We start from the raw sequence: 16016 nt of genomic DNA, 5'->3' as shown, positions 1-16016 counted from the left end.
TCATTTCCTTGCGGTTATGGGCATGCGAAACCGGGAAGCTGGAACGGGTTCCGAATACTGTTCGGCGTAAATTCCAGCGTGACGCGATGACCATCGACATTGAAGGTGGCCTGACGGCTGAGGCTGTTGCCGCCTGCCGTCAGCTGTGCGCGATCGAAAAAGCGGTTCAGCGCCCAGGCACCGTTGGTGACCAGGGTGGAGGTGGTGCCATCCACCAGCCCCAGTTGCATACGCACCTGGCGCGTGCCGCCGCTGCCCGGCCAGCTCATCAGCTGTACCGCCTGCGGGCCGTGGCTGTAACGCAGCAGCTGCCCATCCACATCCAACGTCAGGTTAAGAATATCGTTATCCATGCGCACCGTGCGGATGGTGACGCGGAACGACGGCGTGGTTGCGCCGTTGGCGAAGAAGGCGTCGCGAATGCTTTGTGCCTGCTGGAACGGACGCAGCAGCCCTTCGCCGCCCGGCAAACTTTTGCCATCGATGCCCGGCATAAAGCGCCAGCCCGAATGGGTGGTATCCACTTTGGTCGCCAGGTTATCGCGGAAGAAGCTATCCATTAAGCCGGTACCGGGCGCAAACATGCGCGCCAGGTCATCCGGCGTCACCTCGCTGCGCGCCGAACGCGTTAGCGGATAGCGACCGGCAATCGCCTGACGACAGAAGCTGCCCACTTCAACGTTAATGCGCTTACGCACGTTCTCCATATCACGCCGCTGGGCATCGCTGCTGGCGCCTACCGCGGTTGGTAAACATATTTTGCAGCGAGCCCGGCAACCTTCCGGCGCTGGCCTGCAGCCGCCCGATCGCCTCGCCCGGCGGCGGCGGCATACCGCTGTTGGCCGCATCCTGTACTGCCGTCAGATAGCGATACAGCTCATCAATCTGCCTGAGAAAATCATCAAACATAATGGTTTTGCCGCCCTGCTCCAGCGGCTGCGCCAGCTCCAGAACCGGTGCGTAATGCTCGGTAACGCGCTGCTCCGGCGTTTGCTGTTGCGCCGCCGCCGTCTGCGCAGGCTGGCGCGAGCGGAACAGCGCTTCCAGCGTGCGGGTTGCGCTGTTGCCCTGCTCTCTTTGCTGCGGATCTTTCTCCGCTGGCAGGCGTTCCAGCATCAGATAATGGCTGAGGTTGATAACCAGCTTACGCAAAGGCGAACTGTTGCCGGAAAGCAGGCGCGCGCTGTTGATGCGCTGCGACAGATCGGCGTTGTTATTCAGCTGAATATCGCTCAACAGCGCATCCCACTGACGGATAAAGTCATTAACGTAGAGCTGGCGCACCGCGTTATCAGTTTGCGCCTTATCTTCATCCGCCGCCGCGCCGCCGAGAACCCAAACGTCATCCTGATGCAGCGTCGCCGTTACCGGCTCGATATTTTTACTGAAGGCGTTCCAGTAGCCATCCGGCGTATAGAGGCCGGAAATGGTGTCGCTCAGTGGTTTACCACTTTTGCGAGTAAACACTAACTCACTCTGCGGGCCGCCCAGGTCAACAAGCGAAACCGAGGGCAGATTTTCATCCTGTTCCAGCAGGCGTCTGAGGCGGCCATAAACGCGGCCAGACAGCGGCATCTGATTAATCAGCGCCTGCTCGCGCTTTACCAGCGCATCATCCCGCGCATAGGGCGACGCCTGAATCTGCGTTTCCAGCAGCTGCGCCAGATGGCGATCCAGCTGGCTAATCTGCGAGCGGGCGATATTCTGCGGCAGGTTGCGGCGCACGTTGAGCATCACCCATGCATGGAGAAATTTGCCGTCGTAGTGCTGCGGCTGATAGAGCATCTGATAGGCTTTCAGCGCTTCGTAGCTGTAGTCCGCATCGCTGCCGTTATCGTTGCGCAGCCAGCGGGTAATCAGCTGAGCGACCTGCGGCAACAGCAGCTGTTTCAGCGACTTTTGATAAAGCGTCTGGCTGGCGTCGCTGACCTCCTCACCGCGATAGAGTCCCATACGGCGCGTGACCGGCGGATCGTTCAGGTCAAATGCTTTGCTTTCCGGCAGCGCCAGCACGCTATCCAGAAACGGCAGCAGCGCAAAAAGATCGCTTTCGCCACTGGCCTGCAGTTTTTTACTCTGCGCCTCGACGTTCGGCACTTTCGCCTGCACGTCGCGCAAATAGCTTTTGTTGTTACCGTAGCTGGTCAGCCACAGCGCCGATACGATGGCCAGCAGCGCCAGCAGCGCGGCATAACCTGACCAGAGCGCGGCACGGTTGCGCAGCTCCCACCAGCGGTTGCTGCCCGCCAGTCCCGCTTCCTGGAAGATGACATTGGTCAGCAGATCCTTCAGAAAGAAGCTTTGCCCTTTCGCCGCCGGGATCGGCGCGTCTTTATCGACGCTGTTCCAGGCGCCGCTGTGGCCCTGCTCGCCCGCCTGCGGCAGATGCAGCGCGCGGCTCAGCTCACCCATTACGCGGTCAAACGGCAGCCCTTCCTGGGTGCCGCTGGCGAAATAGATGCCGCGCGGCGAGAACTGGGTTTCGAAGTTAGAACGGGCGAAAACGGTGTTGAGGTAGTCCGCCAGCAGCGGACGCAGCGCGGCAAATTCCTGCGGGAACAGGTAACTTTCCGCCCGCGCCTGCGCGTCGCTTTCCATAATCAGCGTATCCGCCAGGCCAGCATCCAGCCGCTGTTGCAGCAGCGCATACTCCTGCGTAAAGGCGCTGGCTAAGTCGAAATCGGCCAGCTTTGCCCGCTCCCACGGAAAGGTAAAGCCCCAAATCTGCTCGCGCTGGGTCTTATCCAGTTGCGCGAAGTAAGCGCGAAAGCCTTTAAGCAGATCCGCCTTGGTCACCAGCACATAGACCGGAAAACGGATGCCGAGCTGTTCATGCAGCTCCATCAGACGTTGACGCAGGTTGATCGCCTGCTGCTGGGCCGCTTCCGCCGACTGCGTCAGCAAATCGGAAACGCTGACGGTGACGATGACGCCGTTGATCGGCTGGCGGCCACGATATTTACGCAGCAGATCGACAAATTTCTGCCATTCGCTGGCGTCCTGCGCCTGCTGGCTTTCCTGCGTGGTATAGCGTCCGGCGGTATCCAGCAGCACCGCTTCGTTGGTAAACCACCAGTCGCAGTTGCGGGTGCCGCCGATACCGCGCAACGCGGTTTTGCCGAAGCGATCCGCCAGCGGAAATTGCAGGCCGGAGTTAACCAGCGCGGTGGTTTTGCCTGCGCCCGGCGCGCCGATAATCACATACCACGGCAGCTGATAAAGATACTGGCGGCTGAAGCGCTGCGCCCAGAAAGGATTACGCCGCCCTGCGCGATTGAAATGCGCTTTCTTTAACAACTGCGACGCCTCATCAAAACGTTCGGCCAGCACCTGTTCTTCGTTGGTCAGCCGTTTGCGATCGCTGCCGTCCGCCGCAGATTCGCTGCTCAGGCTGCCCATCAGCTTGCGGTTAATCCAGCCGTTATAGAGACGCGGCACCAGATTGCTCAGCCCCCAGACCAGATAGAGCAGGCCGATGCTGATCAGGCGGTTCTGCTCGGATTCCAGCGGGCGCGAATCAACGATAGAAAAAACCGGGCCAATCACCCAGATAATAAAAGAGAGCGCGGTGATGCCGACGAATCCCCACATCAGGCGGCTGGTGATAATGGAAAACAGTATGTTCAGCATCCGTTAGTTCCCTTGCTGTAGTCCATTCAGCTCCGCCCGCGTATTCTCCGGCGAAACTAACAGTATGATTTCCACCCGGCGGTTGCGGGCGCGGTTTTCAGCGGTGGTGTTCGGTACCAGCGGATTATTTTCGCCGCGGCCTTCCGCCTTCGCGCGTTCAGGTTGCGACAGATGTTGTTGCAGCCTCTCCTGAACCGACCGTGCGCGCGCCAGCGATAGCTCATAGTTAGAAGCGAAGCGGGCGCTGCGGATCGGCACGTTGTCGCTGTAGCCGATAACCAGAATTTTTCCGCTGACGTTATCCATCGCCTGAGCGATGCGATCGATGACCGCTTCATAGCGGCCGCGCACGTCGGTGGAGGCTGATGCAAACAGGCCGTCGCCTTTCAGCGTGACGACGCTTTGATCCGCTTCATCGCGCACCGCCACCAGCCCCTGCTCTATTTCCGGTCGCAGGAAAGCGCGCAGGTTCAGCACCGCAGGCGCGCGCAGCGCGGGATTGTGAATGGTCACTTCCGGCAACGGTGTTTGATAAATCGAGGCCAGCACCGGACTGGTTACGTCGCCCAGCCGCCAGTTAAGAATGATGTAGAGCAGACAGGCGATAAAACCGGCCAGCGCCGCGCAGGCCCACAGCGGCACCATCGGACGCCACATTTTGCGGATAACCGGCTGATCTTCCGGGTGCGGCGACAGCGGCAACGGATAGCCGCCGCGCACGCCGCGAATCATCTGCAGCAGGCGCTGCTTAATGGTTTCCAGCTGCGAGCGGCCATTGTCCAGTACGCGATAGCGCCCTTCGAATCCCAGCAGCAGGCAATAGTTAATCAGCTCCAGCAGCAGAATATGCTCGCGCGGGTTTTGCGACAGCTTCGCCAGCAGCTGGAAAAATTTCTCGCCGCCCCAGGTTTCGTTATGAAAGGTCACCAGCAGGCCGCTGCCGGGCCAGACACCACGGCTTCCCCACGGCGTCAGCGCCGCCGCCTCATCCAGCGCGGTACAGAGACAGTAGCGTGCGCCGACAATCACCTCATAAGGCAGGCCCGCACGCTGGCTGTTCTTTTCAAAATGCCGCACCTGATCGATAAGCCGCTGACGCAGCCCAGCCGGATCGTCATGCGTCACGGAGTGACGGATCTGGGGAATCGCATTAAGCAAAGGGTTCGCGGCGGCGACCAGCGGATTATTGCTGCCCGCGCCGGAAAAAGCGGCATCGCTGCCGGTGAATTGTCGTTCCTGCATGGTGAGCGCTCATTCTAACGTTTCAGACGGACTGGCTGCGAATAGCCCAGAACTCCATATCAAGACCGGGAAATTCACCGGCCAGATGAAGCGCAAACGCGCCCGATCTTTCCATCTCTTTCCATAGCTCTCCGCCTTTCTCCAGTTCGAAATAGCTGTAGCCCGCGTGCCAGGGGATCTGCGGCGGCGCGGTTGGCATCGCGCGTAGCATCATGCCCGGCAACTGAAGCTGCACCAGATCGCGAATTTTCGTAACCGGCGCAATTTTCATCTGGGCCGGGAAGTGGGTTTGCAGCGCCTCGCCCGGCACATTGGCGCGTACCGCGAGTACAAAGCCAAATTCACGCACCATCGATGCTTCCGGCACCGTCGCCACGTTCAGGCCGTGAGAACGTTCGGTCAGCGGTAGCTGAATCGCGCTCTCCTCCATCACCTGCGACAGCCCCTGGCGCAGCATCAGCATCAGTTTGCTAAAGCTGCGGGCAATATCGTCGTGGTCATAGATCGGCAGCGCGGCGTCCGGCGAGCGCTGCGGTGTCCAGCTGGCGAGCTGGCAGGCGAACGCCAGCCAGTGCGCAAACAGCGCTTCAGGATGCAGTAACGGCAGATTTTTTAGGTGCGAGACCAGCCCCAGCTGCTGGTTAATCAGCGTCAACAGCGTGAAATCGAGCATTTCTGCGCTGTTAAAGCGGCCCGGCTGCTGTAAACGCTGACCGATCTGCTGGCTGCGCTGCGCCAGCAGACCGTGCATATCATTCAGGTAATCAAAGAGTTGTGGATGGTTAATTGCATTGAGCATCGGCGGGATATAGCTCGCATCGAGACGCAGCTGCCTGTCGTTGCGCTTTTCAATCACGCGCGCCACGCCGATAGCGGTCCACTCGGCGGTCAGCTCGCTTTCCAGCATCAGCCGCAGCCGCAGTTTGCCAAACTGCACCGCCGCCGGGCCGACGGCCACGGCATTGTAATCATCCACTTCGCGTTCGAAGCTCAGATAGCGCGCCAGCGAATCAGCGGCCTCGCTAAAGATCACCTCTTCACGTCCGTCCCGGCGCGCAGGCAGCGCCAGCACGACCTTGACGTTACTTTGGCTATCGGCAATCTCCAGCGGCGCGGGCGCCTGGCGCGCATCAAGAAAGGAGAAAGGCGTACCGTCCGGCAGCAGACCGCTGGCGGCGCTCAGGGCGATTTTGCCCTGACGCAGCATCGCCTCGTCAAACTCCAGATCGGTAAATCCCCACAGGTAAGGGCGCTGAACGGCGCCCCAGTCGCGCAGGTTGCTTTGCAGGTAGCTTTCCGACTGCTGAAAGTGATGCGGGCGCAGGAACATGCCTTCGCTCCAAACCACCTTTTCTGCTTTGTTCATAATGGCTTTCCGTTATTCAGGCATTGACTCTGCTTTGCTCGCGATGCGTACGCCGCCGTTATCGGCAACGATGCCGATCTGCCACGTATCCGATTCCCTGTGCCAGCCGCCGCTCAGCTCCTCTTCATCTGCGCCTGGCAGCGGCAGCGAGAGACGCCATTTTTTACCATTAAGCGACTGATACTCCGCCATAATGCCGATATAGCGGGCTTCGGGCGTGCGCTGTCCGGCAAGCGTTTTGGTTAGCTGGCCTGGCATCAGGAAGAACTGTTCGCTATTGAGCAGGTTGCTACCCAGTACGGTTTGCGCGCTGTTTTGCAGCGAATAAAAATCCGCAGACATAAAGTCGGCATCCGATTTCAATAACAGCACCCTGAACTTCAGCGGTGCCGCGTTATTGATCTGTGGGTGCGCCTGAAATAACAGACGGTAACGGGAGGGATCGCTGTGTGATGACATACAGCCTGCCAGCAAGGTAAGCGCCGTCAGGAAAAGCGCCTGAATACTCAGGCGCAAAAAAGAGCGTTGTTTCATAATGGGTTTCGCCATTAGAACGTATTAGTCAATAATCCAGGTGCCGCTGTTGCTGTTCTGACACGCTTTGCTGTCGCCATCGACCGCAACACAGGTTTTTTTCTTCGTTGGGGCGGCGCGCACGCGCTTACGACGCTGATCGGCTTTAATGGTTTCGTCATAGAGTTCGCTTTTCACCACCGCGCGCAGCGGCACATAACCGATCAGCTGATCCTGATCTTTTTCCGCAATGGCGAACCAGTTATTTTCCACGCTGCCCAGCACGGTATAGGGCTGGCCGTTTTCCAGCTGACGCACCAGCTTGCCGCCAAAGTCGGGACGGCTCATCACCGAAGCGTTATAAAGCGCGCGATATTCTTCGTTAACGGGCGTGAAGGTTTTCGGCGGTGTAATAGCATGGCGATAGGTTAGTGTGACGCCGTCAACGGTACTGGACACCAGAGTGTCGTCAGTGACCGGCGGCGGTGACTTACAACCCGCAACGACTAATACAAAAAGCAGACCTAATGCGATTCGAATGTTCACCATGATCCTCATGAAGTTATCTCAAGTAATTAATAAAACAGGTTCAGCCGACGCGTTGCGTCATCCGCGGGCTAAAGGCATAGCTATCACCGGCCGTGCCAGTCAAAAGCACAGCAAAAGCGCAAAAGCAGCCCGGCGGACTAAAAGCTTAATTTACAAATTATTCAGGCGATGTGTTCGGGTTATATCGCAGCAAATGTTTAACTTGCGCAACATTACATAAAGACGAGTTACCGGAAATGCAGCCGCTGTATCCTGGCGATGAGGATTCAATGAATATTCCTCAACCATTCTGGCTCCTCCCTGATTGCGTTCCTGGTATTCTCTGGTGAAAAGTTCTGGCGGCTATTGCTAAAGGTTGCCCACGTGCGATTACGCGCGCTAACCCCGGCGGCCTGCATCAGATTAAAGAAAAGTGTTTAAAATTCAGCCTTAAGCTGAGATTGGACTTTGCCATTGCTACCGCACGTGGCTGCAAAGCAAGCCCCGGAGACGGTGTTTTTTAAGTTTATGCGGTCCTGTTTGGCGCAAGTTTACAGACTCTTTGCGATAATTCAACGTGCGCGTAGCAAAGGGTTAAACATTAGTAAAGTTTATTTAATGCAGGTAAGACAAATTCTGAATATTCTTAATATTTACTATAGGAAGATTCCTGCAAAATATCAGAGAAACTGTACTCAGCTCGCAAAAAAAAGCGTTTTTGCTTAAATAACAACCAATCTGGCAGCAAAATTTTTTTCTGATCTGGGACTGATTTTGGCTTTTTCGGCGTTTCAGAACCGGTTCCAGCCGCAGCCAATAGAGCTAAATTTCGCATTAAAGAAAAACGGCAGTAAAAAAGGCGGCTGTTAAGCCGCCTCGGTAGAATTTCAGACTAAAAAAGAGAGGTTTTAAAACTTAAGCAAACAGAATGGATTGCAGCTCATGCAGCGAACTGACCTGCCAGTCCGGGGTGATCGCCGCCGGTTTTTCCCGGCCATCTGCGTTGAGCCAGCAGGTTTTTAAGCCCGCGTTGATGCCGCCCAGGATATCGGAGTCGGGATTGTCGCCGACCATCAGCACGCGCTCGCGTGACGGGTTGCCCATTTTCTCCAGCGCATAGTTAAAAATCGCCGGATGCGGTTTGGCATGACCAACCTGCTCAGAAATCACCAGCAGATCGAAATCATCGCGGAAGCCGGTACGCTGTAAACGCTCCTGCTGCAGCGCCGTAAAGCCGTTGGTGATAATGCCCATTTTCACCTTGCCTTTCAGCGCGTTAATCAGGTTAACCGCGCCTTCCAGCGGAACGCAGACTTCCGCCATCGCGCTCAGAAAACCGCTGTTCAGCGCGTCCGGCGTCACGTTCAGCTTCTCCGCCCAGCCGTTAAAGCGCTGATGCTGGAGCTGAAGCGCGGTTATCGCCCCGTTTTGATACTCCACCCACAGCGGTTTATTCACCGACTGATATTCATGGTAATCATCAGTGGTGAAATCCACGTTGTAGTCTTTAAACAGCCGTTGCAAACCTGCAAACGCATCAAAGTGAAACAGCGTGTCGTCAGCATCAAAAAGGATCCAGTCCCAGTTTTGTAGCATCGTTCTCTCCTGTTACGGCACGTCAGGAAAACGCCGGGAAGCGGCCCTTACAGGCTGAGCGCCATAATCAGCGCGTCTTCCCTGCCGTGCGTTGCCGGATAATAGTTTCGGCGCACCGAAACTTCATTAAAACCGGTCTGTTCATAAAGCGCGATCGCCGCATGGTTGGAGGCGCGAACCTCCAGCCACAGGGTGAAAATATCGCGTTGCTGAAGCTCGGCAATCAGGTGATTCAGCAGCGTTTTGCCCAGCCCCTGACGCTGATACGCCGGATCGACCGCAATATTAAATAGCGTGGCTTCATCCAGCACCCATTGGGTAATCGCGAAAGCGGCCATCCGGTTATCCACATCCAGCCGATAGTTAAGGTAGCGTTCGCCCTGATTGCTGGCAAAAGTCGCTTCCGACCAGGGGAAGGCATGGCTGCGTTGCTCAATGGCCAACGCCTGCGGAAGATCATGCGGGGTGAGTAAAGAGATCGAGGTCATATTCACAAATCTGTTGCCAGAGCGCGCGCTTCGCCCCGGCGTCAAAATAGAGCGCCTCAAGCGGCGGCGTGGAAAGTTTTGGGCCCTGCTGGGCGACCGGCGCCTCGGTTCCCAGCCGCCAGCTGGCGCAGGCGCGATCGGGCGGTAACATCGCCAGCTGATCCGGCGTCACGCTGACCACCTGTTGCGGCGTTATCGCCAACGCGCGCAGCACGTCGCTAATTAAAGGATCATCAGTAGAGGGAGGAATATCCGCCACAATCAGCAGGCGCGTATCCGGCGGCAGCGTAATGGCAATTTCGCCCTGTAAGGCGCGCGGACGCCGCAGCTTATACTGCGTAATGCCCATTTGCTGTAGTAGCCAGTCACGTCTGGATGACATAGAAATTCCCGTTACGCCCTTATAATGCGCCGCTATGCTAGCAAACCCATCGAACATGCGCCAACAAACCACTATACTCTGCGCTCTGATTTCTGAGGAGCTATCTGATGTCTGCTTTTACCCCGGCGAGTGAAGTGATCCTGCGCCACAGTGATGAATGGCAAGCGCGCCGCGTGCTGTTTGCCGGCGATTTGCAGGATGACCTGCCCGCCCAACTGGAAACCCAGCTGAGCCGCGTTCATACGCAATATTATCATCACTGGCAATCATTAAGCCGCAGCATGGGCGATCGCGCGACGTTTGGCCTGGTCGCGACGGCGGACGCGATAGCAGAGTGCGATACCCTGATCTATTACTGGCCGAAAAACAAGCCGGAAGCGCAGTTCCAGCTGCAAAATCTGCTGTCGCTGCTGCCGGTGGGCAGCGATATTTTCGTCATCGGCGAAAACCGCAGCGGCGTGCGCAGCGCCGAAGGCATGCTGGCCGACTGGACGACGCTGGATAAGATCGACAGCGCGCGTCGCTGCGGCCTTTATCATGGCCGCCTGACGCAACAGCCGGCGTTCGATGCGGACAGTTTCTGGGATGAATATCAGCTGGATGACTGCACGATTAAAACGCTGCCGGGCGTTTTCAGCCGTGACGGTCTGGACGGCGGCAGCGCCCTGCTGCTTTCGACCTTTACGCCGCATACCAAAGGCAAGGTATTGGATATTGGCTGTGGCGCGGGCGTACTGGCGACGCTGCTGGCGCGTCATTCGCCGAAAGTGCGTCTGTGGCTGGCCGATGTCGATGCCGCCGCGCTGGCCGCCAGTAAAGCGACGCTGGCCGCCAATGAGATTGAAGGCGACGTGTTTGCCAGCAACGTCTATTCCGACGTAACCGGCCGCTTTGACATGATCATCTCTAACCCGCCGTTCCATGAAGGGATGCAGACCAGCCTTGACGCGGCGCGCCAGCTGATTCGCGGTGCAACCCAGCACCTGAACAGCGGCGGCGAGCTGCGCCTGGTGGCTAACGCCTTCCTGCCCTACCCACAGGTACTGGACGAGACCTTCGGTCAGCATGAAGTGCTGGCGCAAACCGGCCGTTTCAAAGTTTATCGTGCCGTTTGGGGTCGCGAAGCGCGTGCGCTGAAGTCCGGCCGCAGCAATTAATCGGCCTTTTCCGGGGGCGTTGCTGTTTTTTACAGCGATCGCAACAGAGCAGAGAAATATCTGTTGACGTCCCCGGTAAAAATCTCCAAAATCCGCCTCCGTGGTTACAGTGCTGCAGAGCATTGTTGGAACGCGAAGGTGGCGGAATTGGTAGACGCGCTAGCTTCAGGTGTTAGTGTCTTAACGGACGTGAGGGTTCAAGTCCCTCTCTTCGCACCAAAGACCACAAAAATTCATATCGCACAGTATCTGCGCGAAGGTGGCGGAATTGGTAGACGCGCTAGCTTCAGGTGTTAGTGTCTTAACGGACGTGAGGGTTCAAGTCCCTCTCTTCGCACCAATGCGGTGATATGAAGACAATGTTATGCGAAGGTGGCGGAATTGGTAGACGCGCTAGCTTCAGGTGTTAGTGTCTTAACGGACGTGAGGGTTCAAGTCCCTCTCTTCGCACCAATATTGTCATCTCCTGCTTTTCCTGCTGTCCGGTTTACATCTCTTCTGTTCCGCATTCACGCTATCTGAATCCTCTTTATGTTTTCCGGTTCGCCTGTTCGCTATTGCGCACTTCTGTTTATTTTTCCACGCTAATCTCAGCCGGTTTCGATCGCGCATATAGCTGTTTTGCTGGATACCTGTTTTTTGCGATGACCTGATGTAATGCCATCCACTTAAAATCCGCCCGCCTTGACCGAGAGCGCCGCCAGCGCCCCTGCCAGCGCCACGCAGGAAGGCAGCAAGAGAAAGCGGCGCAGCTGATGGTGGAACAGCATAACCAGCGTTAACAGCAGCGCCGCCAGCAGCAACCAGCGCCACTGACTAAACGACAGATCCATAGAAGCAACGACCGGCATCAGCGCGCCGGGCAGCAGAACACTCCATGCGCTCTGTATCCGTTCGCCCATCACCTAGCTTATTCCCCACAGCCCGCAGGCTGCCATAATTGCCATCAACATATCCGCCACCAGCAAATGATAATGATTCGCAGTATCATATGGTAAGTTTTATCATTTTGCACTCTTCCTTTGCCGAAAGTTTATACACGAAGATGACAGACCAGTTATAAAGTGGTAGATTGCCAGGATAAATCTTAATTCCGAAACCAATAATAACTGCTCAACATCATTTCCATAGTAAATTATTTTTACTCTGGCAATGGCGCTTTGATATTTCAGGGCCGTCCCGAGTGTATAAAAATGAAATTACAAACTTATGAAAAATTGCTGCACAGCAAATATCGTTTGTCATTAATGCTTTTTCTTTTTTTAAACATGGCAACATCGCTTTTTTTTATGTTACCGATAAATAAAGGAGAAAATTTATCTTTCTCGCTTCCGGCGACATTAATCGTGTTGATCAGTTTATTCTTATTATCCGTCTGTATACTCAAGCCCAAAAAGAAATTGCCGATACTCTCCCTTACGGCTTTAATTATGGGCGGCTTATGGTCCTGGCTGATTTTGCATAAAAATGCGCTGGTGTTTTATTTTGACGGCAGCTTTCTGCTGGTCAGCCTGATGGCCGTGTTCTTTATTAGCGCCGTCTCCCTGAACGAGCATCTTCTGGCGTTCTGCCTGCACATTACGCCGCCTTCGCTAACGGTGATGATGCTCGATCGCGGCCAGCATCCGCTGACGCTGCTGTTCACCATTATGCTGCCGCTGTTAGGCTTTACGCTGCAGAGCCTGATGCAGCGCCGCAGCGACCACTTTATCCGCCGACTGCTGTTTCAGCTCTACGAGGAGAAGCAGACCTGGAGCGACCTGAGTATGATCGATCCGCTTACTGGCCTTTATAACCGGCGCGGCCTGAAAAACCGGCTGGAAAACATTCTGGAAAACCACGCCGGCAGCCATTTTGTGATGCTGCTGGATATTGATAATTTCAAAGCCTATAACGACAACTACGGCCATGCGATGGGCGATCAGGCGCTGGCGCGCGTCTCGGCAGCGATCCGTGACGCTGTGCGTTCGCGCGATGTGGTTACCCGTTACGGCGGCGAAGAGTTTTTAGTGCTGATGACTAACGTTAACGCCTCTATCGCTATGAAGCTGGCGGAACGCATTCGTCAGCATGTGCTGGATCTGGAAATTCCCCATCGCTTTAATCATCGGGTCTCGACGCATGTCACCATTAGCGCAGGCATTGCGCCAATAATTGAAGAAGATTTTGAACAGGCGGTGGCCAATGCCGATCGGGCGTTATATGTGGCAAAAAATCGCGGAAGAAATACCATTCTTTCCTGGGATGCACTTTGCGAAGCCAATCTGTTATCCGCTCCTTCAGAATTAATTTGATGTAGTACTCATTTATTAAAAATATTCAGCCGCGTTAATCATCAAACTTAATTCAAATTTAACCCGCTCAAATGGTTTTACGTTTTTATGGTCAGGATTTTAAAATAACTCATCAGAAAAATAAGAAAGCCCGTATCGTTTTAATAACGTTTTATCTCGCGTCAATTTTTTATAATACAGATAAATACGCTGTCTTCAGCAAATAACCTGATTCTTTATCAGGTTATTTGCTTTTACGTGCCGAACAGGAAACCTCTTAACCTCCCCGCTTGCTACCTTATTCCTTCCTGGATACAATCAAGAACGATTATCATTTGTTTTCTTATCACCATTTCGGCAGTCGATTACACAGGAAGCCCTATGGCCATTGTTACGCGTCAGGCTTATGAGTACGGTTCGTCTCCAGTCATTTTTATGCAGAGCGATAGCGCGCTTGGCACGGCGTTGCATAGCCTGTTCAGCGAACACCGCGCATGGTTTCTTGAGTTTTTGACGCTTGGCGAAACGGCCCCGTCCGATACGCTTGTTCAGGCCGAATGGTCGCAGAGCGTCCATTTCAATCGCCTGCTGGCGCGCTATGGCGACGAGATTTATCGTCATCACGCCGAGATGCCACGTGAGGAGAAACCGCTGCAATCACTGTGGGCGCAGTGGTATTTCGGTCTGATCGTGCCGCCGATGATGCTGGCGCTGGTGATGGAAAAACGGGCGCTGGACTGCTCGCTGGAGTACTTCCATCTGCAGTTCCACGAAAGCGGTCGTCCGGCAAAATTCTGGATTGACGTTCATGAAGATGAAGATGCCCGCTATCTGAACGCGCAACAGCGTATCGATCGCCTGATTCAGCGTCATCTGATCCCGGCGGTACAGGGCATTGAACAGCATGGCGATATTAATGCCAAACTGATCTGGAATAACACCGGCTACCTGATGCACTGGTTTTTAGGCGAAATGAAAAGCTGGGTGGACGAAGCCACGCTGCTGACGCTGGAACAAAGCCTGTTTTTCTCCCGTCATCTGCTCGACGGCAGCGATAATCCCCTTTACCGCACGGTGATCCCCCGTGATGGCGCGATGCAGCGCCGCAGCTGCTGCCAGCGTTATCGCCTGCCTGCCGTAGAGCGCTGCGGCGACTGTACGTTAAAGCCGGTCTGACCTTCCAGGCGGCGCTTTCGCGCCGCGTACCGTTTACAGATCCCGTCGGTTGTGGCAGCTTTATCCCCCCGTTTTATTGTAAAGAGCAGAGCAACATGAGCCTGGAGTCTGTACGGCAATATTTTGCCGAGCGTGCCCCTGAAATCCCCATCATTGAATTAAATGAGAGTACGGCAACCGTTGATCTCGCCGCCAGAGCGCACGGCGTTGCGCCAGGACAGATCGCTAAAACGCTGTCGCTCAAGGTCAGGGATCGGGTCATCCTGATTGTCACCGGCGGCGATCTGCGCCTCGACAACCGGAAGCTGAAAGCGACGCTGGGCGCCAAGGCGCGTATGTTAACCACGGATGAGGTACTGAACTGGACCGGCCATCCGCCCGGCGGCGTTTGCCCGTTTGGTCTGGAGCAGCCGTTGACCGTTTACTGCGATATTTCGTTAAAGCGTTTTACGGAAGTGCTGCCGGCAGCGGGCGCCATCCATAGCGCGGTGCGCATTTCGCCGCAGAGAATGGCGGAGTTAACCGACGCCGAATGGGTTGACGTCTGCCAGTAAAAAGATTGCCGCCAGGCCTTAAGACGTCTGGCGGCAGTATGTTGTTAGCTGTACTATTTTAACGCACGTGCAGCAACAAGCCGTGACGTTATAAAATACTTATGCCAGCAGCAGGCCGTTGCTTCAGTAAAATACCCATCCCAGCAGCAAATCGTTGCTTCAGTAAATGCTTACGACAACGCAGGCCGTTGCTGCACTCTTCAATACACACGCCTGCACGACACCATTGCTTTAGCTTTCAACATGCTTTTCCACGCTAAGCCGAGCGCCGCTCTCCTGCAGGTGCGCTACGCCAACCCTTGCGCCTTGTTAGCTGCTGCGCGCTAAGGTTTCTTTTCTGTAAAAAAGTTATTTCTGCTCCTGCGCTTCGCGTACAATTACACCGTTAATTTTTTACAGGGCTTTCTGTGTCGCTGATTCATATTGCCGTAGCCCGCAGCCGCTTTCCGGCATGGCTGGCGCTGCTGGCTATATTGCTACTGTTTATCGCGCCGGTGATTTCTAAATCGCTGATGGCCCGGCATGGCTATTCACCCGCCATGATGATGCCCATGGCTGCAGAACCTTCCGCCTGTGCAACAGGCGATCCGCTTCTCACCGCCGCTTCCGCTGGTCATAAGCACGCAGCAGGTGAGCATCGGCCTGTCATTGCAGCATCTTCCACGCACGCAACGGGTAAACATCACCACTTTGTCGCAGAACCCTCTGCACACACAGCGGGCAATCATCATCATTTCGTTGCAGACTCCTCCGCGCATCAGCGTGCCGCGGTCGCACATCCACAACCTGCTGCTACGAACGCCGATACGAAATTCGCCGACGCCGCTCGGTCGCCTCCTTTCCCGCACAGCTCGCATTTAAAACATCACCATATGTCGCTGATGGATGACAGTGCCTGTGGCTACTGCGTACTGCTTATTCATCTGTCGCTGGATTCCATTCAGCTTCCACGGCTCTGGACGCTGCTACAGGCCGCGATGCCTGCCGTTCCCTTCGAGCTTCCAGCGCTGATTGCCTGCTGGATCCCCATCTGGTTCCGTCCGCGCGGACCGCCGGTTAACGCGCTTTACCCTGCTTAACCCAACGTTCTCTTTACAGCCTCTCGCGGGCC

At 55.6% G+C, this 16016-nt stretch carries 13 protein-coding genes, 3 tRNA genes and 1 pseudogene; 8 read left to right on the top strand and 9 right to left on the bottom strand.

The window, feature by feature from the left end:
• Window positions 1-14: 14 nt before the first annotated feature.
• The 8 genes and pseudogenes from tssM to P3C52_RS16210 form a co-directional block, all read right to left on the bottom strand.
• A pseudogene (gene tssM / locus P3C52_RS16245) lies at window positions 15-3630 on the bottom strand (type VI secretion system membrane subunit TssM).
• A 3-nt stretch (window positions 3631-3633) separates the two neighbouring features.
• A complete protein-coding gene (locus P3C52_RS16240) occupies window positions 3634-4872 on the bottom strand; it encodes a DotU family type VI secretion system protein (RefSeq protein ID WP_275555989.1) in 1239 nt (412 codons plus the stop codon).
• A 22-nt stretch (window positions 4873-4894) separates the two neighbouring features.
• Window positions 4895-6238 carry a type VI secretion system baseplate subunit TssK gene (gene tssK, locus P3C52_RS16235; protein ID WP_275555988.1) on the bottom strand — a complete coding sequence of 448 codons (1344 nt, stop codon included), beginning with the start codon at window positions 6236-6238 and terminating at the stop codon, window positions 4895-4897.
• A gap of 12 nt (window positions 6239-6250) precedes the next feature.
• Window positions 6251-6772, bottom strand: coding sequence for a type VI secretion system lipoprotein TssJ (gene tssJ, locus P3C52_RS16230; protein WP_275555987.1), 522 nt, complete (start codon window positions 6770-6772; stop codon window positions 6251-6253).
• Window positions 6773-6796: 24 nt separating this feature from the next.
• The gene (locus P3C52_RS16225; protein WP_275556010.1) at window positions 6797-7297 is read right to left on the bottom strand and encodes an SH3 domain-containing protein; all 501 of its coding nucleotides are present in this window, start codon (window positions 7295-7297) and stop codon (window positions 6797-6799) included.
• An 897-nt stretch (window positions 7298-8194) separates the two neighbouring features.
• Entirely contained in the window at window positions 8195-8875 is a 681-nt protein-coding gene (gene yjjG, locus P3C52_RS16220) for a pyrimidine 5'-nucleotidase (protein WP_275555986.1), read from the bottom strand.
• A gap of 47 nt (window positions 8876-8922) precedes the next feature.
• Window positions 8923-9363 (bottom strand): ribosomal protein S18-alanine N-acetyltransferase, encoded by a 441-nt coding sequence (rimI, locus tag P3C52_RS16215; RefSeq protein ID WP_275555985.1) that lies wholly within the window; start codon window positions 9361-9363, stop codon window positions 8923-8925.
• The gene (locus P3C52_RS16210) at window positions 9332-9745 is read right to left on the bottom strand and encodes a DNA polymerase III subunit psi (RefSeq protein WP_275555984.1); all 414 of its coding nucleotides are present in this window, start codon (window positions 9743-9745) and stop codon (window positions 9332-9334) included. Before P3C52_RS16210 ends, rimI begins: the two co-directional genes overlap by 32 nt.
• Window positions 9746-9852: 107 nt before the next feature.
• On the opposite strand from P3C52_RS16210, the gene rsmC reads away from it, so the two are divergent.
• The 4 genes from rsmC (at window position 9853) to P3C52_RS16190 (ending at window position 11355) form a co-directional block, all read left to right on the top strand.
• Window positions 9853-10902 (top strand): 16S rRNA (guanine(1207)-N(2))-methyltransferase RsmC, encoded by a 1050-nt coding sequence (gene rsmC / locus P3C52_RS16205; RefSeq protein WP_275555983.1) that lies wholly within the window; start codon window positions 9853-9855, stop codon window positions 10900-10902.
• 132 nt (window positions 10903-11034) lie between these two features.
• Window positions 11035-11121: transfer RNA gene (locus tag P3C52_RS16200), tRNA-Leu, on the top strand.
• A 34-nt stretch (window positions 11122-11155) separates the two neighbouring features.
• Window positions 11156-11242, top strand: a tRNA-Leu gene (locus tag P3C52_RS16195).
• A 26-nt stretch (window positions 11243-11268) separates the two neighbouring features.
• Window positions 11269-11355, top strand: a tRNA-Leu gene (locus P3C52_RS16190).
• Window positions 11356-11570: 215 nt separating this feature from the next.
• Here the strand turns inward: P3C52_RS16190 and P3C52_RS16185 are convergent.
• Window positions 11571-11804, bottom strand: a complete 234-nt coding sequence (locus P3C52_RS16185) for a DUF1435 family protein (RefSeq protein ID WP_275556009.1) — start codon at window positions 11802-11804, stop codon at window positions 11571-11573.
• A 291-nt stretch (window positions 11805-12095) separates the two neighbouring features.
• Here P3C52_RS16185 and P3C52_RS16180 point away from each other — a divergent pair, with 291 nt between their 5' ends.
• The 4 genes from P3C52_RS16180 (at window position 12096) to P3C52_RS16165 (ending at window position 15984) form a co-directional block, all read left to right on the top strand.
• The gene (locus P3C52_RS16180; protein ID WP_275555982.1) at window positions 12096-13196 is read left to right on the top strand and encodes a GGDEF domain-containing protein; all 1101 of its coding nucleotides are present in this window, start codon (window positions 12096-12098) and stop codon (window positions 13194-13196) included.
• A 360-nt stretch (window positions 13197-13556) separates the two neighbouring features.
• Window positions 13557-14351: a siderophore-iron reductase FhuF gene (fhuF, locus tag P3C52_RS16175; RefSeq protein ID WP_275555981.1), complete on the top strand. Its 795-nt coding sequence runs from the start codon at window positions 13557-13559 to the stop codon at window positions 14349-14351.
• Between the two features lie 95 nt (window positions 14352-14446).
• Complete coding sequence (locus P3C52_RS16170; protein WP_275555980.1) at window positions 14447-14905, top strand: YbaK/EbsC family protein; 459 nt, start codon at window positions 14447-14449, stop codon at window positions 14903-14905.
• A 407-nt stretch (window positions 14906-15312) separates the two neighbouring features.
• Window positions 15313-15984 carry a hypothetical protein gene (locus P3C52_RS16165; protein ID WP_275555979.1) on the top strand — a complete coding sequence of 224 codons (672 nt, stop codon included), beginning with the start codon at window positions 15313-15315 and terminating at the stop codon, window positions 15982-15984.
• The last annotated feature ends 32 nt before the right edge of the window (window positions 15985-16016 follow it).

This window comes from Mixta sp. Marseille-Q2659, from assembly GCF_940807255.1.
Classification (GTDB): Bacteria; Pseudomonadota; Gammaproteobacteria; order Enterobacterales; family Enterobacteriaceae; genus Mixta.
Note: the sequence above shows the minus strand (reverse complement) of the source record. Positions and strands in the feature narration are given on the sequence as shown.